Origin of the sequence: Escherichia sp. MOD1-EC6098, from assembly GCF_002965865.1 — a bacterium.
Classification (GTDB): domain Bacteria; phylum Pseudomonadota; class Gammaproteobacteria; order Enterobacterales; family Enterobacteriaceae; genus Escherichia; species Escherichia marmotae.
In genome coordinates, this window is the sequence record NZ_PTSN01000001.1 from 106,834 (window position 1) to 131,538 (window position 24,705).

Annotated in this window: 20 protein-coding genes; 5 read left to right on the plus strand and 15 right to left on the minus strand. The window is 50.3% G+C overall.

Features of this window, described 5'->3' with window-relative positions; all coding sequences use genetic code 11:
* Positions 1-22 precede the first annotated feature (22 nt).
* The 6 genes from mglC to folE form a co-directional block, all read right to left on the minus strand.
* Positions 23-1,033 carry a galactose/methyl galactoside ABC transporter permease MglC gene (gene mglC, locus C0K55_RS00440; protein WP_001275110.1) on the minus strand — a complete coding sequence of 337 codons (1,011 nt, stop codon included), beginning with the start codon at positions 1,031-1,033 and terminating at the stop codon, positions 23-25.
* A 15-nt stretch (positions 1,034-1,048) separates the two neighbouring features.
* The gene (mglA, locus tag C0K55_RS00445) at positions 1,049-2,569 is read right to left on the minus strand and encodes a galactose/methyl galactoside ABC transporter ATP-binding protein MglA (protein ID WP_000255047.1); all 1,521 of its coding nucleotides are present in this window, start codon (positions 2,567-2,569) and stop codon (positions 1,049-1,051) included.
* A 60-nt stretch (positions 2,570-2,629) separates the two neighbouring features.
* Entirely contained in the window at positions 2,630-3,628 is a 999-nt protein-coding gene (gene mglB, locus C0K55_RS00450) for a galactose/glucose ABC transporter substrate-binding protein MglB (protein ID WP_105266126.1), read from the minus strand.
* Between the two features lie 278 nt (positions 3,629-3,906).
* The gene (gene galS, locus C0K55_RS00455) at positions 3,907-4,947 is read right to left on the minus strand and encodes an HTH-type transcriptional regulator GalS (RefSeq protein ID WP_000628623.1); all 1,041 of its coding nucleotides are present in this window, start codon (positions 4,945-4,947) and stop codon (positions 3,907-3,909) included.
* A 141-nt stretch (positions 4,948-5,088) separates the two neighbouring features.
* The gene (gene yeiB / locus C0K55_RS00465; RefSeq protein WP_000440941.1) at positions 5,089-6,246 is read right to left on the minus strand and encodes a DUF418 domain-containing protein YeiB; all 1,158 of its coding nucleotides are present in this window, start codon (positions 6,244-6,246) and stop codon (positions 5,089-5,091) included.
* A gap of 16 nt (positions 6,247-6,262) precedes the next feature.
* Positions 6,263-6,931 (minus strand): GTP cyclohydrolase I FolE, encoded by a 669-nt coding sequence (gene folE / locus C0K55_RS00470; protein WP_001139613.1) that lies wholly within the window; start codon positions 6,929-6,931, stop codon positions 6,263-6,265.
* Positions 6,932-7,188: 257 nt separating this feature from the next.
* Here folE and yeiG point away from each other — a divergent pair, with 257 nt between their 5' ends.
* On the plus strand, positions 7,189-8,025 hold the full coding sequence (gene yeiG / locus C0K55_RS00485; RefSeq protein ID WP_001516709.1) for an S-formylglutathione hydrolase: 837 nt from the start codon (positions 7,189-7,191) through the stop codon (positions 8,023-8,025).
* A gap of 31 nt (positions 8,026-8,056) precedes the next feature.
* On the opposite strand, the gene cirA is transcribed toward yeiG, so the two are convergent.
* The 3 genes from cirA to yieE form a co-directional block, all read right to left on the minus strand.
* Positions 8,057-10,048, minus strand: a complete 1,992-nt coding sequence (cirA, locus tag C0K55_RS00490; RefSeq protein WP_105266542.1) for a catecholate siderophore receptor CirA — start codon at positions 10,046-10,048, stop codon at positions 8,057-8,059.
* 290 nt (positions 10,049-10,338) lie between these two features.
* Positions 10,339-11,808 (minus strand): lysine-specific permease, encoded by a 1,470-nt coding sequence (gene lysP / locus C0K55_RS00500; RefSeq protein WP_000253267.1) that lies wholly within the window; start codon positions 11,806-11,808, stop codon positions 10,339-10,341.
* A gap of 207 nt (positions 11,809-12,015) precedes the next feature.
* Positions 12,016-12,897, minus strand: a complete 882-nt coding sequence (gene yieE, locus C0K55_RS00510) for a DNA-binding transcriptional regulator YeiE (protein WP_000548304.1) — start codon at positions 12,895-12,897, stop codon at positions 12,016-12,018.
* 98 nt (positions 12,898-12,995) lie between these two features.
* On the opposite strand from yieE, the gene C0K55_RS00515 reads away from it, so the two are divergent.
* The 3 genes from C0K55_RS00515 to C0K55_RS00525 all read left to right on the plus strand — a co-directional run bounded on the left by C0K55_RS00515 (position 12,996) and on the right by C0K55_RS00525 (position 16,067).
* Entirely contained in the window at positions 12,996-14,045 is a 1,050-nt protein-coding gene (locus tag C0K55_RS00515; protein ID WP_000182053.1) for a YeiH family protein, read from the plus strand.
* Positions 14,046-14,118: 73 nt separating this feature from the next.
* Positions 14,119-14,976, plus strand: coding sequence for a deoxyribonuclease IV (gene nfo, locus C0K55_RS00520; RefSeq protein WP_059271203.1), 858 nt, complete (start codon positions 14,119-14,121; stop codon positions 14,974-14,976).
* 2 nt (positions 14,977-14,978) lie between these two features.
* A complete protein-coding gene (locus C0K55_RS00525) occupies positions 14,979-16,067 on the plus strand; it encodes a sugar kinase (protein WP_085449078.1) in 1,089 nt (362 codons plus the stop codon).
* A 106-nt stretch (positions 16,068-16,173) separates the two neighbouring features.
* On the opposite strand, the gene C0K55_RS00530 is transcribed toward C0K55_RS00525, so the two are convergent.
* Positions 16,174-17,424, minus strand: a complete 1,251-nt coding sequence (locus C0K55_RS00530) for a NupC/NupG family nucleoside CNT transporter (RefSeq protein ID WP_000382959.1) — start codon at positions 17,422-17,424, stop codon at positions 16,174-16,176.
* A 99-nt stretch (positions 17,425-17,523) separates the two neighbouring features.
* Positions 17,524-18,465: a ribosylpyrimidine nucleosidase gene (gene rihB, locus C0K55_RS00535; RefSeq protein WP_000415437.1), complete on the minus strand. Its 942-nt coding sequence runs from the start codon at positions 18,463-18,465 to the stop codon at positions 17,524-17,526.
* Positions 18,466-18,594: 129 nt separating this feature from the next.
* On the opposite strand from rihB, the gene C0K55_RS00540 reads away from it, so the two are divergent.
* Positions 18,595-19,293, plus strand: coding sequence for a transcriptional regulator YeiL (locus tag C0K55_RS00540; protein WP_105266541.1), 699 nt, complete (start codon positions 18,595-18,597; stop codon positions 19,291-19,293).
* Between the two features lie 71 nt (positions 19,294-19,364).
* On the opposite strand, the gene C0K55_RS00545 is transcribed toward C0K55_RS00540, so the two are convergent.
* From C0K55_RS00545 to fruA, 4 genes are all read right to left on the minus strand, one after another.
* On the minus strand, positions 19,365-20,615 hold the full coding sequence (locus C0K55_RS00545; RefSeq protein WP_001516715.1) for a NupC/NupG family nucleoside CNT transporter: 1,251 nt from the start codon (positions 20,613-20,615) through the stop codon (positions 19,365-19,367).
* Positions 20,616-20,707: 92 nt separating this feature from the next.
* Positions 20,708-21,646, minus strand: coding sequence for a pseudouridine-5'-phosphate glycosidase (psuG, locus tag C0K55_RS00550; protein ID WP_105266540.1), 939 nt, complete (start codon positions 21,644-21,646; stop codon positions 20,708-20,710).
* Positions 21,634-22,575 (minus strand): pseudouridine kinase, encoded by a 942-nt coding sequence (locus tag C0K55_RS00555; protein ID WP_001208187.1) that lies wholly within the window; start codon positions 22,573-22,575, stop codon positions 21,634-21,636. Before C0K55_RS00555 ends, psuG begins: the two co-directional genes overlap by 13 nt.
* A 423-nt stretch (positions 22,576-22,998) precedes the next feature.
* Positions 22,999-24,690 (minus strand): PTS fructose transporter subunit IIBC, encoded by a 1,692-nt coding sequence (gene fruA / locus C0K55_RS00560; protein WP_001516718.1) that lies wholly within the window; start codon positions 24,688-24,690, stop codon positions 22,999-23,001.
* Positions 24,691-24,705 lie beyond the last annotated feature (15 nt).

Genomic DNA, 24,705 nt, shown 5'->3' on the forward strand with positions numbered 1-24,705 from the left:
TCCGGTAATGCCCAAATTCACATCACTTCTTACGCGCGTACTTCAGGGAATCCAGCGCCACGGCGAAGATAATGATCGCCCCTTTGATGATGTACTGCCAGTACGGGTTGACGCCGATATAGGTCAGACCGTAGTTGATGACCGTAAAGATAATGACCCCGGTCACCACGCCAATGACCGTACCCACGCCGCCGCTAAACGATACACCGCCCACCACGCACGCCGCGATAGCATCCAGCTCATACATAAAGCCGAGGTTGTTGGTGGCAGAGCCGATACGTCCGGCTTCTAACATCCCACCAAAGGCATAGAACACGCCAGACAGCGCATAAATCATCAGCAGATTCAGGCCGACGTTAACACCAGAAACTTTCGCCGCTTCCGGGTTGCCGCCAATAGCAAAGATATTCTTGCCGAAACGGGTTTTGTTCCACAGCACCCAGACAAACGCCACGGCAATCAGCGCGTAGAAGGTGATGTAAGATAGCCGGAAACTCCCCAGCGCAATAAACCCCTGGGCAAAGGTGGAGAAGCCGCTATCAAAACCGGAAATCGGTGACGCACCAACAAAGTCGTAATAGAGCGAGTTGATACCGTAGACGATAATCATCGTGCCGAGCGTGGTAATGAACGGCGTCACGTTGAGGTAAGCGATAATCAGACCGTTGATCAAACCGATAACCGCGCCAATGGCACAGACTATCAGAATAACCAGCGCAATCGGCATGGTCGCCATTTCGGGGAATACTTTGTTGGCGTTATCCATCGATTGTAACAAGGTAGCCGCCACCACCGCCGCCAGCCCTACCTGACGACCAGCAGAAAGGTCAGTTCCCTGGGTGACAATTAACCCTGCCACGCCGAGCGCGATAATAATACGCACCGATGATTGGGTAAGAATATTACTTAAGTTCAACAGACTTAAGAATGTTGGGTCCTGGAAAATAATAATAGCCAGCAAAACTAAAAGAACGACGTAAATACCACCTTCTTTCAGGTAAGTAAGAAAACTTTTCTTATTTAACGCACTCATGGGAAGCCCCTAATCTTAAAGGTGCAAAGACGCAAGACGCAGAATTTCGTTTTGCGTTGTTGTTTTTGTATCGACAATGCCGGAAACGAGACCATTGCTCATTACCAGAATACGGTCCGTTATCCCTAACAACTCTGGCATTTCAGAGGAGATAATAATTATCCCCTTGCCTTTTTTCGCCAGCTCGGCAATTAATTGATAAATTTCAAACTTCGCGCCAACATCAATGCCACGCGTCGGTTCGTCGAGCATTAATATTTCCGGTTGCGTTAGCAGCCAGCGCCCAATAATGACTTTTTGCTGATTACCACCGGAGAGTGAACCAATTTGCGTACGATGACCCGGCGTTTTTACCCTCATCGAATCAATGACCCACTGGGTGTCGCTTTTCATCCGCGAATTATCCAGCAGCCCCACTTTGTTTTTGTAGTTGCGAATATTAGAAATTAACGAGTTAAAGCCAATATCCAGGTAAGCATAAATCCCCGTTGAGCGGCGCTCTTCGGTGACCAGCGCGAACCCATGGTTAATGGCTTCGTTGGCATTATGGTTATTAATCTTTTTGCCGTGCAGTGTAATGGTGCCGGAAGATTTCTCACGGATCCCAAACAAGGTTTCGACAATATCGGTACGTTTCGCACCTACCAGCCCGGCAATACCGAGGATCTCCCCTTTATGCAGATCAAACGAGACATCGCGAATTGACGGCTGACGCAGTGACGTCAGGTTACGCACTTCAAGGATCACTTCGCCAGGTTTGTTTTGCTTATCCGGGAAACGCTGATTAAGAGAACGGCCAACCATCATGGCGATGATCTTGTCCATCGTCAGCCCCGCCAGCGGCTCGGTAGCGATCCACTGTCCGTCGCGCAGTACGGTGACTTCATCACATAACTGGAATATCTCTTCCATTTTATGCGAGATATAGACAATACCGCAGCCGCGTTCTTTTAATTTACGAATAATGGTAAACAGATGATTGACTTCTTTTTCAGTTAATGAAGAAGTTGGTTCATCCATAATGACTATTTTCGCGTTATAGGAAAATGCTTTGGCGATTTCAATCATCTGCATTTGTGAAACGGACAACGTACCAACGCGCGCACGCGGATCGATATCAATATCCAGTTCGTCAAATATCGCTTTGGTTTCGCGGTACATTTTATCCTGGTCGACAAACATCCCTTTGGTGGGATATCGCCCCAACCACATGTTGTCCATGACCGAACGCTGTAATACCAGGTTTAACTCCTGGTGTACCATCGAAATACCATTTTCCAGGGCTTCTTTGGCTGAGTGAAAATCGATTTCCTTACCCTGGAATAAAATAGTGCCGGAGTCTTTTTGATAGATACCAAACAGGCATTTTAATAATGTCGATTTTCCTGCGCCATTCTCCCCCATTAACGCATGAATGGAGTGTGGTCGCACTTTTAAATTAACGTTATCAAGTGCCTTAACGCCTGGAAAAGACTTGTTGATACCGCTCATTTCCAACAAGTATTCTCCTGATGACGGAGTCGTTGAGCTGACCATATAATTTTACCTTGTTGGCCATACAATAAGGGCGCAGTGAATGACTGCGCCCAATCAGTCTTATTTCTTGCTGAATTCAGCCAGATTGTCTTTATCTACGCCAACATAAGTAACGCGGACAACTTTATTGTCGATTTTCCAGTTGGTGCCGTCAGCGGCTCCCTTGCCATCAGCCAGATTTTTCGCCAGATCAAAGGTCGCTTTCGCCTGGTTGTTAGCATCGTTCAGCACGGTGCCAGCCAGTGCACCAGATTTCACCAGTGCCAGAGCTTCTGGCAGCGCATCGACGCCAAACACCGGAATGCTGGACTTGTTGTGTGCTTTCAGAGCTTCAACCGCGCCCATTGCCATCGCATCGTTGTTTGCGATAACCACTTCGATTTTGTTGGCGTTCGGGCCAGACAGCCAGGCGTCCATCTTATCTTTCGCCTGAGCGGTATCCCACATTGCGGTATCTAACTGTAACTGTTCAGTTTTAATGCCTTTGTCGTTTAGCTCTTTGATGACATACGTAGTGCGCGCTTCTGCATCCGGATGACCCGGTTCGCCTTTCAGCAGTACGAACTGAATCTGACCGTCTTTGTTGAGATCCCAACCCTGATTCGCCGCCCAGTGTTTAGCAATCAAATCGCCCTGAATAATCCCGGATTCTTTCGAGTCGGTGCCAACGTAGTAGGCTTTGTCGTAACTATCCAGCGCCTTACGGGAAGGTTCTTTATTGAAGAAAACGATTGGCACGTTTTGTCCGCGCGCTTTCTCAATCACCGTACCCGCAGCAGCCGGGTCAACCAGGTTGATTGCCAGCGCCTTCACCCCTTTCGCCAACAGCACGTCAATCTGATCGTTCTGCTTGGACTGATCATTCTGTGAATCATTCATCAGCAACTGGACGTCTGGCGCGGCTTTCGCATCTTGTTCGATAGCCTTACGCACTACAGACATAAAGTTATCGTCATATTTATAAATCGTCACACCAATACGGGTATCAGCAGCGTGTGCAGCGGCACCGAATAACATGCTGGCCATCACAGCAGACAGGGTTAACACCTTCTTATTCATGGTATCTCCGGTTTTTCTTATGCAGGGTAGTGCTTGAGATAAATGCTCGGCGGGGCAGTATGGTTAATGAAGTGTTACTGAACGCCGAAGCTCACGTTTTAAAATTCGTTCTTCCATGTCCGGTAACGCTCCAGAAAACAGCTTTAATTGTTGTTATGACGCTATACCTCGATAAAAGTGAATTTCCACTGTTACACATAGGTTACAACGTTAAAACGGTGCAATCATAACTACTGCATTGTTAACATACTGTGAAATCACTCACAGATTGAAAGCGGTTACATCGCGTGATTTGTTGAGTTAGTGATCGCCGCCGCATTCTGGCGTATAGCAACAGAATGACGACGCACTAACGTCGGCATAAAACAGTGACTGGCACGCAGATCAATGTTGCCTGCGGCCCCCTGTAATGCCAGTTCGGTGGCCATTTTCGCCATTGAAGCAATGGGATAACGTACGGTTGTTAACTGCGGGTCGGTGTAACGGGCGATGGGGATATCATCAAAACCGATGATCGAGAGATGTAACGGAATAGCAATACCATTGTCTTTTAACGCTGTCAGTGCGCCAGCGGCCATATTGTCGTTATAGGCGAACACCGCGGTGAGTTGCAGATTACGCCCCAGCAGTTCAACCATCGCAGCTTCGCCGCCGGGCATATCTGGCGTACCGGTGCCGATCCAACTCTCTGGCGGAACAATATCCTGCTCTTTCAGCGCGCTCATCCAACCGGCTTTGCGCATCGCGTCATCTTCAATACCGTGGCTGGAAGAAAGATAACCGATACGCTGATGACCGTTATTCAGTAACATGCGCGTCGCCATTCGGGCACCGCTGATATTATCCAGGCAAACGCAGCGATGGGCGTAACCCGGCACAACGCGATTGATTAACACCATGCCGGGAATGTTGTCCATAAACTGCACCAGTTCGTCGTCACTTAACGCTTTTGAGTGAACGATCAACGCATTACAACGCTGGCGGATTAACACCTCAATGGCGTGCCGCTCTTTTTCCGCTTCATGATAGCTATTGCCGATTAGCACATATTTCTGGTGTTGCTGGGCGACAAGATCAACGGCTTTCACCAGCGCACCGAAAAAGGCGTCGGAGACATCCATCACCACCACGCCAATAGTCTCGCTCACCTGAGTTGCCAGCGCCTGGGCATTGGCGTTTGGTCTGTAGTCCAACTCGCTCACTGCTTTCATAACCGCTTCACGCGTGTCCGCACTTACCAGAGCGCTGTTATTTAGCACCCGGGAAACCGTTGCCACAGAGACGCCAGCCTGACGCGCTACATCACGAATGGTGATCATATTCACTACCTGTTGTGAGATTGCAGTAAGTTACTGCTTGCTGGCGGCTATTTTGTCAGCACTGAATACAGGACTTCGTGAATCGAGTCACAGCAATGGAAACGGTTACAACCATTTTGTTAATGAATGTGATCCAGATCGTTATCTGGATGTTTTGGATAATGCAGGTCCGGCAGCGCGCAAGGTTAACTGACGCCATAACCATTCTACCGGCCCCTGGCGGAAGTAACGCAACCAGATAACAGAGAAGAGAATATTCGCCAGCCATACTGGAATAACAAACACCAGCAGTTCCAGACGGTCAAACTGCATAAACAAACCGAGGTGGTAAAACAGTGTGGTACAAATCAGCGTTTGCAGCAGGTAGTTGGTCAGCGCCATCCGCCCAACGCAAGCAATCGCCAGCACCAGCTTAAAGCGGCTTAATTGCGGCCAAAAGCCGAACAGTAACGAGGCATAGCCAATCGCCTGAAATGGTGCACTCAGCTCTCGTGGCATCTGGAGTAAGAAGGCGCACCAGCGATATGCCCAGTCCAGCCGCCATTGTAGTGCGATAGCAGGAAGGTTAATCATCACCCCAATTGCCACCAGCACAAAACCGGTACGGCGATAGTGGCGCAGGCTGTACTGCCCTTTCAGCCAACCACTACGCATCAATGCCGCGCCAATCAACATCATCCCCGCCAGTTGCCAGCCATACTGCGCTCCCAGGGCCAGCAAACTGTTCCCTACCCCGTCGGCGCGGTTACTGATAGCTTCAACGCCGCCGTGAAGTTTCCAGTATTTTTCATACAAAATGGCGGATGCATCCGGTGTCCAGGCACGGCTGGTCTGGCTATCGGAAATCACCCCCAACAACAGCAAAACACCAAGCCCTATCAGATAAAGCATGACGCCGGTGTTAAACAGGCTTTTTACCGATGGCGCATCGCGCACCAGTCGCCAACTGATTAAGCCTACCAACCCGTAAGCCAGCAGGATATCGCCGTCCCAGAATAATAAACCGTGAATAAAGCCCAGCAAGACCAGCAGTGTTAGACGTGACTGGATCCAACGTCTGCCACGCGGCAGCAACATTTGCAGACCGGCACCAAACAGCAACGCAAAAAGCGTGAGGAATTTCACCTGGCCGATAAGATCGAGAAAAGCCCAGCTCCAGGCATCCTGCGGTGTAATGGTGCCGTACCAGGCGGGATTGAGATAAGCCGCCTTTGGGAGTCCAAAGGCGCTGATGTTGAGAAGCAGGATCCCCAGAATGGCGACGCCGCGAACAAAATCGAGCGTGACGTTGCGCTCCATGGTTCCTGCCTTTTAATCAGTTGTGATGACGCACAGCGCGCAAAAATTCGTGGCGCGTATTCTGACTGGATTTGAACAAACCACCGAGGGAAGTCGTTGTCGTGGCGCTGGTCGCGTCGCGAATACCACGCGCTTTTACGCAGTAATGCACCGCGTCGATAGAGACCGCCACGTTATTGGTGCCCAGCAGCGTTTGTAGCGCAATGAGAATTTGCTGGGTCAGACGTTCCTGTACCTGCGGACGCTGGGCAAAGAACTGCACAATGCGGTTAATTTTCGACAGGCCGATGACCGAATCTTTCGGGATGTAGGCCACCGTCGCTTTGCCATCAATAGTGACAAAATGGTGTTCACAAGTGCTGGTCAGGGTGATATCGCGCACGGTGACCATTTCATCGACCTTCATTTTATTTTCAATGAGGGTGATTTTCGGGAAGTTGGCGTAATCCAGACCGGAGAAAATTTCATCGACATACATTTTGGCGATGCGATGCGGCGTTTCCATCAAACTGTCATCAGCCAGGTCGAGATTCAATAACTGCATGATTTCGGTCATATGACCGGCAATAAGGCTTTTGCGCGTTTCGTTATCCATTTCATGCACGGGCGGGCGTAGCGGTGTTTCAAGTCCTCGCGCAACCAACGCTTCATGAACCAGGGCCGCTTCTTTACTGAGTGATGGCATTTATGATTTCTCCTGCAGGTGTGACGCCTCCGCCCTGCGTGGGGGCAAAGTTATTAAGCTGATTCGCAGCCTGATTATTGTGCGTGAGGTGGCGCACATAATCCAGTATTCACAGCGATAATTATTGTAATTGCCGCTGCCTTTCAGCCGTAGATGTTAAAACATCGTTATGCATATGCGGAAGTGAAAGTTACTCACAACACACTGAATAAACGGTATGATGAAAAAATTGCAAACAACATAACAAGGAGCCACGCATGGAAATGCTCGAAGAGCATCGCTGTTTTGAAGGCTGGCAGCAACGCTGGCGACATGACTCCAGTACCTTAAACTGCCCGATGACGTTCAGTATCTTTCTCCCACCGCCCCGCGATAACGCCCCGCCGCCGGTGCTGTACTGGCTTTCAGGCTTAACCTGTAATGATGAAAACTTCGCCACCAAAGCAGGTGCCCAGCGCATGGCGGCAGAACTGGGGATTGTACTGGTAATGCCAGACACCAGCCCGCGTGGCGAACATGTTGCCAATGACGACGGCTATGATTTAGGCCAGGGTGCCGGGTTTTATCTTAACGCCACGCAACCGCCGTGGGCGGCACATTACCGGATGTATGATTATCTGCGTGATGAATTACCAGCACTGATTCAGTCGCAATTTAACGTCAGCAATCGCTGCGCCATCAGCGGCCATTCGATGGGAGGTCATGGTGCTCTGATTATGGCGCTGAAAAATCCGGGCAAATATACCAGCGTTTCCGCCTTTGCGCCGATTGTGAATCCGTGCAGCGTTCCGTGGGGAATCAAAGCATTTAGCACCTATCTGGGTGAGGATAAAAATGACTGGGTGGCATGGGACAGTTGTGCGCTGATGTACGCCAGCAATGCGCAGGATGCGATCCCGACGCTGATTGATCAGGGTGATAACGATCAGTTTCTTGCCGACCAGTTACAACCCGCCGTGTTGGCAGAAGCCGCGCGCCAGAAAGCGTGGCCGATGACGCTGCGTATTCAGCCGGGTTATGATCACAGCTATTACTTCATTGCTTCTTTTATAGAGGATCATCTGCGCTTCCATGCGCAGTATTTACTGAAGTGACAGTCCGCCCGGTTCGCCGGGCATCTTCTCATCAGAAGCGATAATCCACCGCCATAAAGTAACGACGTCCGTCTTCGTTATAGCTGTAGTCATCACGGCTGAGATCTTTATCTGTCAGGTTCAGCACGCCCGCGCGCAGTTTGACGTCTTTGGTCACCTGCCATGCCGCACCGGTATTCCAGATCGTATAGCCACCCGGCGTTTTAGCCGTATCGCTATCGGCACGTTTCTGCCCGGTATAATGAGCAGAAACATAGAATGACCAGTCTTCCAGCACCAGTGGTTTCCAGTCCAGCGTACCGTTGGCGGTATGGAACGGCAGATCGGAAAGCGGTTTGTTTTCACCATTGCTGACATCACGACCATCGTTATAGGTGTAGTTGAGTGACAGTTTCCATTCGTCACTGAACGGGATTTTCAACTCGGTTTCCACGCCCTGAATGCGCGCTTTGTTAACGTTGTAGTAGCTGAATACCGGTACACGTCGACCATTAGCCCCGGTCTCAAAACCTACAAAGTTCTGGTAGCCCGGTGCAGCGTTGACGTCGGACGTGCGGCTGATACTGATGCGATCTTTCACATCGTTACGGAAAACAGTCACGCTGGATTCAACGCCTTCCAGCCAGCCTTCTTCCCCCATGTAGTAAAGCCCCAGCTCCCAACTTTCGCTGGTTTCTGGCTTCAGATCCGGGCTACCAACAATCTTACATGCGCCACGGCAGGAATTAGTCGTCCAGTCAGGGCTAAGTTGCAGTAAAGAAGGTGCTTTAAAAGCCGTCGCCCAGCCGCCTTTCACCGTTACGGTATCGGTGGCGTTATAGACCAGATAGGCACGCGGGCTCCAGTGATCGCCGTAGGTTTCGTGATCGTCCATACGCACGCCGGTCGTCAGCGCCAGCGGCTCGAAGATCCGCCATTCGTCTTCCACAAACAGTGCATACTGGCTGGCAGATGTTTTGGTGCTGGTGCCGCCGGTCAGGTTTACCGCATCGCTAAGTTTGTCGTGACGCCATTCACCGCCGACCGTGACAAACTGATTAATCGCCGTCAGCGGTAACGTGTATTTGCCATCAACAGTATTACTTTCTGAGGTAATCGGGCTGCTGTTACCAGGGTTTTTGTTTTCGACTTTCTCGCCATAGTATTTCAGCTCACTGGTGCCATAATCCCAGCGACCATTATGGCTGACAGAGTAGTTCTGGCGTTCCAGGCGGTTTTTGTCCAGCGAGTCGGAATCACTATCCTGACGGTCGAAACCGTAACCAGCGGTAAAATCGTGATTTTGATTCGGCGTCCAGGCAAATTCGACATTGCCATCGCGGCTGGAGAATCCTTCAATGCGCGGCGTTTCTCCGCTATCGGTGGTGGTTGAGTTCTGCGGGTCATCCTTTTCACGTTTCGCCAGGCTGCCGTAGGCTTTCATTCCCAGCACGCCGTCAATTAGTGGCCCACTGGTAAAAAACTGACCGTTGTAGGTGTCGCCGCGATCGCGATGCTCCTGAATGGTGGTATCGACCGTAACGGTTCCTGACCATTTTTGGCCAATTTTTTTGGTGATAATGTTGACCACGCCGCCGAGCGCATCAGAACCATATAACGAGGACATCGGGCCACGAACCACTTCAATACGTTCGATGGAATCAACCGGGATCCAATTCAGATCGAAGTCATTATGACGGAAGACAGCATTGCGGGAGTTCACGCGTTTACCATCGACAAGAATCAGGGTATAGCTGCTGTCCAGACCACGAATGCTGAAGCCCTTGCGATTGTCCCCTTCGTTAGTCAGTTGTACGCCTGGCACTTCTTTGAGGACATCTTTCAGGTTCTGTACCGGTTTACGCTGCAAGTCTTCCTGGGTAATGACGCTGATACTGGCAGGTGCGTCTTTGAGGTTTTGTTCAACGGAAGAGGCGGTGACAACCATCGTTTCGCCATCATCATCAACCGCTAACACAGGCCATGCACAAGAAATCGCGGACAAACACAGCCCGACCCGTACGAAGGGGTTCAACCTAAACATTCCATATCTCCATGAGGTAACTACGAAAATAAAATGGGTTATCGCTCACATCTTCTTCACGTCCTCTTGCGCACGGCAGCATCGCAGTGGACTTTTTTGTATGCAGGTGATCATCCCAGAGCGCCTGAACAGCCTCTGATTTGTCAGCCTTTTTCATTTCGCGTAACAATAATGCAAACGATAACAATTATCAATTCAATTGTTAAATTTTATATACGTATGATTTATATGGGAAATAGAATTGAAAAAGCCCTCTCAGGTGAGAGGGCTTAATAAGGAAGAGATAACGCTTATTTATTGTCGTTCTGTGGGAACTTCATTTCGCTGTAACGCACGAAGTGAGTTCCTTTAATCAACTTGTAACCAAACCAGATGGCCAGGAACAGCGGGATACCGATATACGTTGCCGCTACGCCGCCCCAGTCGATGGTATCTTTCAGGAACGCTTCGTAGTTCTGGCCCAGAGTGATAATCAGGCACAGCACAAAGGCGAAGATCGGTCCCAGCGGGAAGAAGCCCGAACGATACGGCAGGTCGTTAATATCGTGTCCCTGCAATACATAGCCGCGACGGAAACGATAGTGACTGATAGCAATCCCCAGCCAGGCGATAAAGCCGGTCATCCCGGAGGTATTCAGCAGCCACAGATACACCGTCTGGTTACCAAACATGGAGGTCAGGAAGCACAGACCGGCAATCACCGTCGTGGCATATAGCGCATTACGTGGTACACCGCCGCGCGACAGTTTAGAGAAAATACGCGGCGCTTTGCCATCGCACGCCAGGGTGTACAGCATACGGGTAGACGCGTACATACCGGAGTTACCCGCTGACAGTACTGCTGTCAGAATAACCGCGTTCATCACCGCCGCCGCAGAAAGCAGTCCTGCGTGCTGGAACACCAGCGTGAACGGGCTGACGCTGATGTCTTTCACATCATTGCGTAACAGACTTGGATCGGTGTACGGAATGATCAAGCTGATGATCAGGATCGCGAATACATAGAACAGCAGAATTCGCCAGAACACCTGACGTACCGCACGCGGAATATTTTTCCCCGGCTCTTCAGATTCACCCGCCGCAATACCAATCAGTTCGGTTCCCTGGAAGGAGAAGCCGACAATCATCGCCACACCGATCATCGCCGCAAAACCACCGGCAAACGGTGCCTCGCCTATCGTCCAGTTACTCCAGCCAGCAGGCTGTGCACCTTTGAAGATACCGAAAATCATCATCACGCCAACGGCGATAAAGATAATCACGGTCGTAACTTTGATCAGTGAGAACCAGTACTCCGCTTCACCAAAGCCTCTGACCGAAATGTAATTCAGCAGGAAGATAACGCCGAGGAACAGCGCACTCCAGATCCAACCAGGGACATCCGGGAACCACCAGCTCATTACCAACTGCGCGGCCACCAGATCAACAGCGATAGTTACCGCCCAGTTGTACCAGTAGTTCCAGCCCAGCGCGAAGCCAAAGCCCTCTTCTACATAGTTCTGACCGTAAGTCGCAAACGAACCAGAAACTGGCATATACGCCGCCAGTTCGCCAAGACTGGTCATCAGGAAGTAGACCATCAGGCCAATCAAAATATACGAGAGCAGCGCCCCGCCCGGACCTGCCTGAGAAATCGTTGCGCCAGAGGCAACAAAAAGACCCGTACCGATGGAGCCACCAATGGCAATCATCGTCAGGTGACGCGCCTTTAATTCACGGCGTAAGCCCGGCGCTTCTGTGGTTTTAGTTTCGGAAACCATACGAAAATGCTATCCATCATTAAAAATGAGGCGCGATTGTAGCAGACGATTTGCAATCCTTCCGATAGAAATGCGCTTTTATAAGAGACCTTCATGATCGCCCAGGAATTATAAGTAAAGCAGCCAATCTCTTTTCTGGCGAATGCCTGACGCTGGCGCTGCGTCACGAAATCGACACAGCGCCAGCATGTTCCTGTACAGCACAACTTAACGCGGTAAATTGGCAGGATTGCAGTAGTCCAGAAAGCGCATTAACGCGTTGGAAAGGTGTTTTTGCCGATGATGAATACGCCACAGCGTGCGCATCAGGCGCGGCAGCGGGACAGCAACTTCACGTAAAGAGCCAGCCTGTAATTGCTCTTCAATCACCCGTCGCGACAGGCAGCTAATCCCCAGTCCGTGACGCACAGCATGTTTGATGGCCTCGGAGTTTCCCAACTCCATCGCCATCTCAAACTTCGGCAGATGCGACAGTAACAGATAGTCGACAATCTCCCGCGTACCAGAACCGCGTTCACGCAGGATCCACGGTGCGGCAGCAAGCTGTTCTAAGGTGACCGGACCATGAGCAAGCGGCGAGGTTGGCGAGGCGAAAACCACCAGTTCGTCTTCCAGCCAAGGTTCAGAAATGATTTCAGTGCTGTGGCACGGCCCTTCAATAAAGCCAATATCAACGCGGAAATCCAGCACCGCCTGCATCACGTCCTGGCTGTTACCAACGCTAAGTTCAATCGGCAACTGCGGGTAATCATGGCGATAACGGGCGATAACAGCGGGTAAAATGTAATTGCCGATGGTGCTACTGGCATAGACACGAATCGCGCCGTTGTCTTCGCGAAACAGTTGTTCAATTTCAACAGCCTGTTCCAGCAGCGCCAGCGCGCGCGGATAAAGCAGCCGTCCGTGTTCATTAACAACCAGTCTTTTCCCCACGCGATCAAACAGTTGCACGCCAAGCTGCCCTTCCAGGTCGGTCAAGGCTGCGCTCACTGCTGATTGCGACAACGCCAGCATCACCGACGCCTGGGTGGTGGATCCACTTTTCAATACTTCTGCAAAAACTTCCAACTGTCGGAGGGTGATGTGCATAGTCGCTTACCACTTATAAAGATTAATTATAAATATATAATCAATTTTATTTTTAAACCAGTTAGACGTAACCTTATGCCCGGTTAAAGGAGAGGGTTATGACGAATATCACCTTACAGAAACAACATCGTACACTGTGGCATTTTATTCCGGGGTTAGCCCTGAGTGCAGTTATCACCGGGGTCGCCCTGTGGGGTGGTTCCATTCCCGCCGTTGCGGGTGCCGGGTTTAGTGCCCTCACCCTCGCAATCTTGTTGGGGATGGTTTTAGGCAACACCATCTATCCGCACATCTGGAAAAGCTGTGACGGTGGCGTGCTGTTTGCCAAGCAATATTTATTACGTCTGGGTATCATTCTTTATGGCTTCCGTCTGACGTTCTCGCAAATTGCCGATGTCGGTATCAGTGGGATCATCATTGACGTGCTGACGCTGTCCAGTACCTTCCTGCTGGCTTGCTTCCTGGGGCAGAAAGTGTTTGGCCTGGATAAGCACACCAGTTGGTTGATTGGTGCCGGTAGCAGTATTTGTGGTGCCGCTGCGGTACTGGCAACTGAGCCGGTAGTGAAAGCGGAAGCCAGTAAAGTAACCGTGGCTGTTGCAACCGTGGTTATCTTCGGGACCGTCGCGATTTTCCTCTACCCGGCGATATATCCGCTGATGTCTCAATGGTTTAGCCCGGAAACTTTCGGTATCTACATTGGTTCTACTGTGCACGAAGTGGCGCAGGTGGTGGCGGCAGGTCATGCCATCAGCCCGGATGCAGAAAACGCAGCAGTTATTTCCAAAATGCTGCGCGTGATGATGCTGGCTCCGTTCCTTATTCTGCTGGCTGCACGTGTTAAACAGCTATCTGGGGCGAACAGCGGCGAGAAAAGCAAAATCACCATTCCGTGGTTTGCCATCTTGTTCATCGTAGTTGCCATCTTTAACTCGTTCCACCTGTTACCGCAGAGCGTGGTGAACATGCTGGTAACGCTGGATACCTTCCTGCTGGCAATGGCGATGGCGGCGCTGGGTCTGACCACTCACGTCAGCGCGCTGAAAAAAGCCGGGGCGAAACCTCTGCTGATGGCACTGGTACTGTTTGCCTGGTTGATTGTTGGTGGTGGTGCAATTAACTATGTGATTCAAAGCGTCATCGCATAAACCACTACATCTTGCTCCTGTTAACCCGCTATGATTACCGTTTTCCTCCAGCGGGTTTAACAGGAGTCCTCGCATGAAATACATTGGAGCGCACGTTAGTGCTGCTGGCGGTCTGGCAAATGCCGCAATTCGCGCCGCCGAAATCGACGCAACCGCGTTTGCCTTGTTCACCAAAAATCAACGTCAGTGGCGTGCTGCACCGCTCACGACGCAAACCATCGATGAATTCAAAGCCGCCTGCGAAAAGTATCACTACACGTCGGCGCAAATTCTTCCCCACGACAGTTATCTGATTAACCTTGGCCATCCGGTCGCAGAAGCCCTGGAAAAGTCGCGCGATGCGTTTATAGATGAAATGCAGCGTTGCGAACAACTGGGTCTCTCTTTGCTCAACTTCCACCCCGGTAGTCACCTGATGCAAATTTCAGAAGAGGATTGCCTGGCGCGCATTGCCGAATCCATCAACATTGCGCTGGATAAAACACAAGGTGTGACGGCGGTGATTGAAAATACTGCCGGTCAGGGCAGCAACTTAGGATTTAAGTTCGAACATCTCGCGGCGATTATCGACGGCGTGGAAGATAAATCCCGCGTCGGCGTTTGCATTGATACCTGCCATGCTTTTGCTGCCGGATATGATTTGCGTACCCCTGCCGAATGCGAGAAAACGTTCGCAGATTTTGCCCGTATTGTCGGCTTTAAGTATCTGCGCGGGATGCACCTCAACGATGCGAAAAGCGCCTTTGGCAGCCGCGTTGACCGCCATCACAGTCTTGGTGAAGGTAATATTGGCCATGATGCTTTCCGCTGGATCATGCAGGATGATCGCTTCGACGGTATTCCGCTGATCCTCGAAACCATTAACCCGGATATCTGGGCGGAAGAAATCGCCTGGCTGAAAGCGCAACAAACTGAAAAAGCGGTAGCCTGAAAATGAATAACCGGGAGAAGGAGATCCTTGCAATTTTGCGGCGTAACCCGCTGATCCAGCAGAATGAAATTGCTGATATGCTGCAAATCAGCCGTTCGCGCGTAGCGGCGCATATTATGGATTTAATGCGCAAAGGCCTGATTAAAGGCAAAGGTTACATTCTCACCGAGCAGGAATACTGTGTGGTGGTGGGGACAATCAATATGGATATTCGCGGGATGGCGGATATCCGTTATCCGCAAGCGGCCTCTAATCCCGGTACAATTCATTGCTCGGCTGGCGGCGTCGGGCGCAATATCGCCCACAATCTGGCACTACTGGGCCGTGACGTGCATTTACTCTCGGTGATTGGCGATGACTTTTATGGCGAAATGCTCTTAGAAGAGACGCGCCGTGCCGGAGTGAATGTCTCAGGCTGCGTTCGTTTACACGGTCAAAGTACGTCAACATATCTCGCGATTGCCAATCAAGACGATGAAACCGTGCTGGCGATAAACGATACCCATCTTCTGGAGCAATTGACGCCGCAATTACTGAACGGGTCGCGTGATTTACTTCGCCATGCGGGCGTGGTGCTGGCTGATTGTAACCTGACTGCTGAGGCGCTGGAGTGGGTCTTTACCCTTGCCGATGAAATTCCGGTGTTTGTCGATACCGTTTCGGAATTTAAAGCAGGAAAAATCAAACACTGGCTGGCACATATTCACACCCTGAAACCGACTTTGCAGGAACTGGAAATTTTATGGGGACAGGCGATCACCAGCGATGCTGACCGTAATGCCGCAGTGAATGCGTTGCATCAGCAAGGTGTTCAGCAACTGTTTGTTTATTTGCCCGATGAGTCAGTTTATTGCAGCGAAAAGGATGGCGAGCAATTTTTACTGACTGCACCAAAACATACGACGGTAGACAGTTTTGGCGCCGACGATGGTTTTATGGCGGGACTGGTGTATAGCTTTCTGGAAGGAAGCAGTTTTCGCGATAGCGCCCGTTTTGCGATGGCCTGCGCGGCAATTTCGCGCGCCAGCGGCAACATAAACAACCCTACTCTGTCTGCCGATAACGCGCTTTCATTAGTGCCAATGGTGTAACAATGTTGCCGGATGCGACGCTTGACGCGTCTTATCCGGCCTACAAATCAGGCAATTTCAGCAAGTAAATGTAGGCCTGATAAGCTTGCGCATCAGGCAATGACACTCAAGCGAAACCAATAAAGAACCCGGCAATGGTCGCACTCATCAGGTTGGAGAGCGTCGCCGCCGCCAGCGCCCGTAAACCAAGTTGGGCGATTTCCGGCGCACGGTGCGGCGCAACCGCAGAAAATGCCCCAACCACCACGCCGATAGAACCAAAGTTAGCGAAACCGCACAGCGCAAAAGAAATAATCGCTACGGTTTTAGCATCCAGAGTGCCTGCGGTTTGCAAATACGGTGAGAAACTCAGGTAAGCGACAAATTCGTTAATCGCCAGTTTCTGCCCAATCAAACTTCCCGCAAGGTTGGCATCACTCCAGTCAACCCCCATCACCCACGCCAGCGGAGCCAGCAGGTAACCTAAAATGGACTCCAGCGAGGCATTTTCAAAACCAAACCAACCGCTAACACCGCCGATAATACCGTTAATCAACGCAATGATGGCGACAAATGCCATCACCACAGTCGCTACACCTGCGGCGATTTTCAGCCCGGTCATTGCCCCTGTAGCAGCGGCTTCAATAATGCTTTTTGGCGGTGTTTCGGTGAAAGAGAGGTTATTAAAGGAAACTTGCGAAGATTCCGTAGCCGGGCTTAACAAGCGAGCAAACAAGATCCCGCCGGGGATCGCCATTAACGATGCCGCCAGCAGATATTCCACTGGCACGCCCAGTGCAGCGTACCCAATCATCGTCGAACCGGCAATTGAGGCCATGCCACTACAAATCGCCGTAAATAATTCATTGCGATTCAGACGATCAATAAATGGCTTCACGATCGCCGGAATTTCGTTTTGCCCGAGGAAAATGGTGGTGACAGCAACAAATGACTCAATCTTGCTGATATGTAAAGCTTTCTGGAATATACCGCCAAGAATACGAATTAAGATCCCCATCACGCCAATGTAGTAAAGAATACTCACCAGTGCAGTAACGAAGATAATTGCCGGTAATACCCTGAAACCAAAGATAAATCCTGCGCCATCAAACAGGGTGTCCATTTTCGGCCCAACCAGAGAACCGAAGATGAAGGCACTACCCGCATCGCTGTACGCCATCACTTTATGGACACCAAAAGCGACCTTTTCTGCAACCCAACGTCCAGGCGGAAGCCAAAGCATAATACCGCCAATCACAACCTGTAATACCAGCGCCGCGCCGACGGTTCTCAGGCTGATCTTCTTCTTATTCACCGACAGCAAAAACGCAATCGTCAGCAATACCACCATTCCCAGAACACTTCTCATGACATCCATAGTTATTATCTCTTCATGTCATTTTGGGCGACGGCTTTCTGCCCATTATAAATAGCCGGGCTTGCACCTTGCGATACAGGCCCGACTTGCTATCAACACTTAATGGGTTTTGATGTAGCCGCGAACGCATTCTTCGACTAATCCCCAGAACCAGTCGGTATCAATTGTGATGCCGACTTTGGTATTAGCGGGCTTGCCGAGAACACCCAGTTCGTCGCAGACGGTACGCCCGTAACAAGGGCCGCTGTTGACGTCTACTTCGACATACATTTCCTGGGTTTTAATGCCATCAGGGTTAATCAGATAGCCAATGCAGGTGGCGTCATGCACCGGGCCACCAGCCAGACCATAATTTTCGAACTGAGTTTTGAGGGTGAAATTCATGATGTCACTGAACAGTTCACCGGCAGGGCCACCTGCCCTTTCCATCCGCGCAATCACATCCGGGGTGCAAACAGTCTGGTTAGTGAGATCGAGGCCCATCATCACCAACGGAACGCCGGAGGTGAACACTACGCGTGCGGCTTCCGGATCAGCAAAGATGTTGAACTCGGCAGACGGCGTAAAGTTACCTGTACCGTAAGCGCCGCCCATTAGCACAATTTCACGGATTTTCGGCAGAATTGCAGGCTGCATCCGCATTGCCACCGCGATGTTTGAAAGTGGACCAACCGGCACCAGAGTGATATCGCCATCGCTTGCCATCAGGGTATCGATGATGTATTTCACCGCATGGGTGCTTTCAGCTTTACGGGTCAGCGGCTCGAATACCGGGCCATCCAGTCCGGTTTCACCGTGAATATTATCGGCAACGATTTGTTTGCGCATAATCGGCTGCGGCATCCCCGCATAAACCGGAACATTAATCTCCAGTTTCTGACAAACATTCAGACCATTAATTAATGTCTTATTGAGGGTTTGATTACCGGCCACAATGGTAATACCTAATAAATCAATCGCCGGATGTTTCGCTGCCATCATTATTGCAATAGCGTCATCATGACCCGGATCACAATCCAGGATAATTTTTCTTTTTTCCATTGTTTATTCCCTCTGTTTCAAGTTGCGTTATTTTTTCTACAGCAAAGAAAATTCAATCGGGCCGATAATTGAATCTTAACAACAGCGTACGTATGCTAAATATGAGAAATCTCATAGCGGGTAAACATCGTGAAAGAAATCCACAATAATGATCTTAAGCAGCAATTAATTGACGAATCCGCATTTAAGGCGTGCTTTGCAACGGATGTTTCAGTGGACACGCGGCTGTTTCATTTTTTAGCGCGTGACTACATTGTGCAGGAAGGACAACAGCCGTCATGGCTGTTTTACCTGACGCGAGGCCGCGCCAGACTCTACGCCACGCTTGCTAATGGTCGGGTGTCGCTGATCGATTTCTTTGCCGCCCCCTGTTTTATTGGCGAGATTGAGTTAATCGATAAAGACCATAAACCGCGCGCGGTGCAGGCTATTGAAGAGTGTTGGTGTATTGCGCTTCCCATGAAAAATTACCGTCCGCTGTTATTAAACGACACACTATTTTTACGAAAACTCTGCGTCACCTTAAGCCATAAAAATTATCGCAATATTGTTTCCTTAACTCAGAATCAATCATTTCCGTTAGTGAATCGCCTGGCCGCATTTATATTACTCTCGCAGGAAGGTGATCTTTATCACGAAAAGCATACCCAGGCGGCAGAGTATCTGGGTGTTTCTTATCGACATCTGTTATATGTTCTCGCACAATTCATTCACGATGGTTTATTAATTAAAAATAAGAAAGGATATTTAATTAAAAACAGAAAGCAGTTGTTAGAGCTGGCGCGGGAGATGGACCCGGAGAATAAACTCTCCGGGATGATGCAGTAAAAATTATTTGAATGCTGCGTGATTGCCGGATGCGACGCTTGATGCGTATTATCCGGCCTACGAATCGAGCATTACGCCAGACCAATAAAGAACCCGGCAATTGTCGCACTCATCAGGTTGGAGAGCGTCGCGGCTGCCAGCGCCCGTAAACCAAGCTGAGCGATTTCGGGCGCACGTTTTGGCGAAATAGCCGAGAACGCCCCAACGACAACACCGATAGAGCCGAAGTTAGCAAAACCACAAAGCGCAAAGGAGATAATCGCCACGGTCTTCACGTCCAGCGTGCCGCCCGTTTGCAGATAGGGCGAGAAACTCAGGTAAGCGACAAATTCATTAATCGCCAGTTTCTGCCCAATCAAACTCCCCGCAAGGTTGGCATCACTCCAGTCAACCCCCATGATCCACGCCAGCGGTGCCAGCACATAGCCAAAAATACTTTCCAGAGAGGCATTGGCAAAACCAAACCAGCCGCCAATACCGCCGATAATGCCATTGATCAGCGCAATAATTGCGACAAATGCCATTACTACCGTCGCCACACCTGCGGCGATTTTCAACCCGGTCATCGCACCGTTCGCCGCCGCTTCGATAAAGCTTTTTGGCGGCGTCTCGCTGAATGACAGGTTTTCAAATGTCACCTGCGAAGATTCCGTCGCCGGGCTAAGAATACGCGCAAACAAGATCCCGCCAGGGATAGCCATCAGCGATGCTGCTAACAGATAGTCAATCGGCACGCCCATTCCGGCATAACCAATCATCATCGAACCGGCAATAGATGCCATGCCGCTACAAATTGCGGTAAACAACTCGTTGCGATTCATGCGATCAATAAACGGTTTAACGATCGCCGGGATCTCATTTTGCCCGAGGAAAATAGTGGTAACCGCAACAAATGATTCGATTTTGCTGATGTTGAGGGCTTTCTGAAAAATACTACCAAGAATACGGATCAGCAGTCCCATCACACCAATGTAGTACAGCAAACTGATGAGTGCGGTAACGAAAATAATCGCCGGAAGTACGCGAAAGGCGAAAATAAAGCCTGCGCCATCAAACAGGACATCCATTTTCGGCCCCACCAGCGAGCCAAAAATGAAGGCACTGCCGGCGTCACTGTAGGACATGACTTTATGTACGCCTAACGCCGCCTGCTCTACCGCCCATTTTCCCGGCGGAAAATAGAGCATAATGCCGCCAATGGCGATTTGCAGCAGCAGCGCGGCACCTACGGTGCGTAAACTGATGCTTTTTTTATTCACTGACAACAAAAACGCAATTGCCAGCAATACCACCATCCCCACAACACTTCTCATTATATCCATAATGATTTCCCTTCATGCCAGTAAACCCGGCGTCAACGCCAGGTTTCGGTATGTATGATAAGTACGGGCGACGGCTTTCTGCCCGTCAGAAATTAACCCACGAGACGTTGATATTCTTTGGCAATTTCGCTCGCCAGAATGGCATTGTTAAACACCAACTGGATGTTAGATTTCAGGCTATCGCCGCCGGTCAGTTCAGCAACTCGCGCCAGCAGGAACGGCGTACTCTCTTTGCCGATTACACCTTGCTCTTCAGCTTCGGCAACGGCCTGATCAATTGCAGCGTTAATACTTTCTTCCGGCATCGCAAACTGTTCCGGGATCGGGTTCGCCACCACCAGGCCACCGTTCAGACCACTTTGCCATTTCACCGCCATCGCACGGGCAATTTCGCTGGCGCTATCGAGACGGATGCTGACCTCAAACGGACTGGTGCGGCAGAAAAATGCCGGTAATGCTTTGGTCTGATAACCAATTAACGGCACACCGAAGGTTTCTAAATATTCGGTGGTTAAACCTAAATCGAGAATAGATTTCGCTCCGGCACAAACCACGGTAACATTGGTATGCGCCAATTCCTGTAAATCGGCAGAAATATCGAATGTCTGTTCCGCGCCACGATGTACCCCACCAATACCGCCGGTGGCAAATACCTTAATTCCGGCAAGCGCCGCAATAATCATGGTTGAAGCAACAGTAGTAGCGCCATTTTTTCCGGCCGCAACAACAAAAGGTAAATCGCGACGACTAACTTTGGTTACGTTATGTCCTTCACGCCCCAGTAATTCAATTTCTTCTTTGCTTAAGCCTACTTTCATCACACCGCCAATAATAGCGATAGTGGCTGGTACGGATCCCTGTTGACGAATAGTTTCTTCTACTTCAATTGCAGTCTGGGCATTTTGTGGAAACGGCATACCGTGAGAAATAATGGTCGACTCCAGCGCCACAACCGGTTTTTTGTTTTTTAAAGCATCCTGCACTTCCGGGGAAATCTGTAATAACTCCGGGGAAATTTTTAATTCAGACATTCTGCGTTCTCCACTAACGATATAACGTTGGCAATCGATAAATCAGGGTTATTGGTGTATTCACAGGAGAGCGCCATTGACGAACAACCCTGTGCAAAACGAACGGATTCGGCAAACGGCATCCCGTCTACCCAGCACGAAGCAAGTCCCGCCATCATGGCATCGCCCGCGCCGGTAACATTGACGACATTGGTTTTAATCGGCGCAGACCAGCCGCTTTCACCGCGGATATCGCTGTAATAAACACCGTCACCGCCCATGCTCAGAACCAGTCGGTTCAGGCCATTTTGATGGAACCAGGCGGCAACTTTCGCCACATCTTCACGCCCCGAAAGGGCAATACCGCTCAGGGTTTCCGCTTCCAGACGGTTTGGCTTCAGTGTATGGATCTGCTTTAACCGTTCGCGTACTTTGACGCATTTCCATGCTGAAACAGGATCGACAAATACAGGTGCGTCGGCGGCGTTATCCAGGAGCCAGATCAGCGCCTCTTCACTGATATTACAGTCTGCGACAATGACCTTTGCCCCTTGAATAAAATCACGGTGCTGTGAGAGGAACTCCGCTGAAATACAGTTGCTAATATTCATATCATTTATAGCAACCAGCATTTCGCCGGTATTATCGAGTAGAGATAAATAACTTGAGGTATTTTCCCCTGGCACAATAAGGCATTTATCGACATAAACACCGGACTGATTAGTTTGTGTCAGGAGCGATTGACCATAAAAATCACTTCCTACGGCGCTCAGTAGCCAGGATTTTTTCCCCAGCAACGCCAGGTTTTGTGAAATATTGCGCCCTACGCCACCGGGGGTAAATTTTATTTTCCCAGGATTTGAATCCGCATAATTTAATGATCCATGTGAATATCCGGCGACATCAATATTAGCCGAACCTATAATTACGACATATTCCTTTTCGCGCATAGCACGTCCTCTGGTAAAAAATTACCAACCCTGTCAATCCACAAGAATATAGGTACTGCAAAGACCGTTTAAACATATGTTCATATTTAAACATGTGCTCATAGTATGCTTGTTTTACTTAAAGTAAATTACTGCCAGAGGGGCAAAATGAGCAGATTTGAGCAGACTCACAAAACTCTATTATTGGCGGTTTTAGAAAAAGCGAAGAAATTGTGAAGTAATGCACAGAACTGAAACAATAAAAAAGGGCAGAAATTAATCTGCCCTTGAGAAAATGACGTTGCTGTTTGATGAGAGGTTCAGGTTTCTATTTGAAGTAAAAACCATTTAAATTCATAGAATTAATTTCAAACACTTTTCACTTATCTTGCGGTCATCAACGGATACAGGGCAGAAAATTCCTGCCCTGCAGTTCACGTTTTATTATGCTGTTTTCGCTACAGCGTCCACTTCCGGACGTTTCAGGAAAGCATAGGCCAAACCTGCCACCAGCGTACCGGCAATGATTGCCACCAGGTATCCCAGAACCGGCGTAATTGCGCCAGGGATCAGCAGAACAAACAGACCACCGTGCGGTGCCATCAGTTTCGCACCAATCGCCATAGAGATTGCACCAGTCAGCGCCCCACCAACGATACAGCACGGCAGTACTCGCATCGGATCGCGGGCGGCAAACGGAATTGCACCTTCAGAAATAAAGCACAGTCCCAGAACCAGAGCCGCTTTACCGCCTTCCTGCTGCGCTTTGTCGAATTTGCGACGTGCCACCATCGTAGCCAGCCCCATTGCCAGCGGTGGCACCATACCTGCCGCCATAATCGCCGCCATCGGGCCATAGGTTTGAGTACTCAGCAGACCCACACCGAACGCGTACGCCGCTTTGTTTACCGGACCGCCCATGTCAGTACACATCATTCCACCGAGGATCGCCCCCAGCAGAACCGCATTCGCAGTCCCCATAGTTTGCAGCCAGTGGGTCAGGCCTTCGAGGATGCCAGCAACCGGTTTACCGATCAGGTAGATCATCGCCAGCCCCACCACCAGACTGGAAACTAGCGGAATGATCAGAATCGGTTTTAGCGCCTCCATACTCTGTGGCAGTTTCAGTTGCGTACTGATTAACTTCGCAATGTAACCGGCCAGGAAACCCGCAATAATACCGCCAATGAAGCCAGAACCGGTGCTGACCGCCAGCATACCGCCAATCAGACCCGGAGTAAGCCCCGGACGATCGGCAATAGAGAAAGCAATATAACCCGCCAGTACCGGAACCATCAGCGCAAAAGCTGAACCGCCGCCAATCTGCATCAGCGCCGCAGCAAGCGTCCCTTGCTCTTTAAATGCTTCAATACCAAAAGCAAAAGAAAGCGCGATACACAGACCGCCAGCAACCACCATCGGTAACATGTAAGAAACGCCCGTCAACAGGTGACGATACGCGCCTGCACTCTCTTTCTTAGCTTCAGAGCTTGCCGTTTGGGCTTTACCTGCTGGCTCGTAAGGCGTCGCTTCAGCAACCGCTTTATCCAGCTCCTGCGCCGTTTTCTTCAGTGCCAGACCGGTAGAAGTGCGGTACATGGGTTTACCGGCAAATTTTGCCAGATCGACTTCAATGTCTGCCGCCACAATCACCAAATCCGCTGCCGCCACTTCTTCAGGCGTGATGGCATTCCCCGCACCAACAGAGCCACGGGTTTCAACTTTCACCCACCAACCGCGTTTTTTCGCTTCAGTTTCAATGGCTTCAGCCGCCATAAAGGTGTGTGCCACGCCGGTTGGGCAAGCAGTAACCGCAACCACGCGTTTCGGGCCGCTGGCTGCAACCGGTGCTGTAGCAGCTACCGGCGCAGTGTAAGGTTTCGCATGGCCTTTGGCTTCGCTCAGGAACAGCTCCGGATGCGCGACGGCCCGGGAAATATCGCCCAGCCAGACATTTTTACCGTTCAGCGCGCTATCGTTCGGGATGGAATCACCAAGAACAATCGCCATTTCAGCGTCGTTAGGATTATCGATGATTTCCAGTTTTGCTTTTCGCGCCGCCGCGCCCAGCAGGGTCTTCGCCATATAGGCGCGTGCCTGACCGAGATTAGCGTCAATAATCAGCAGCGTTTTCATTATGCCTCTCCTGCT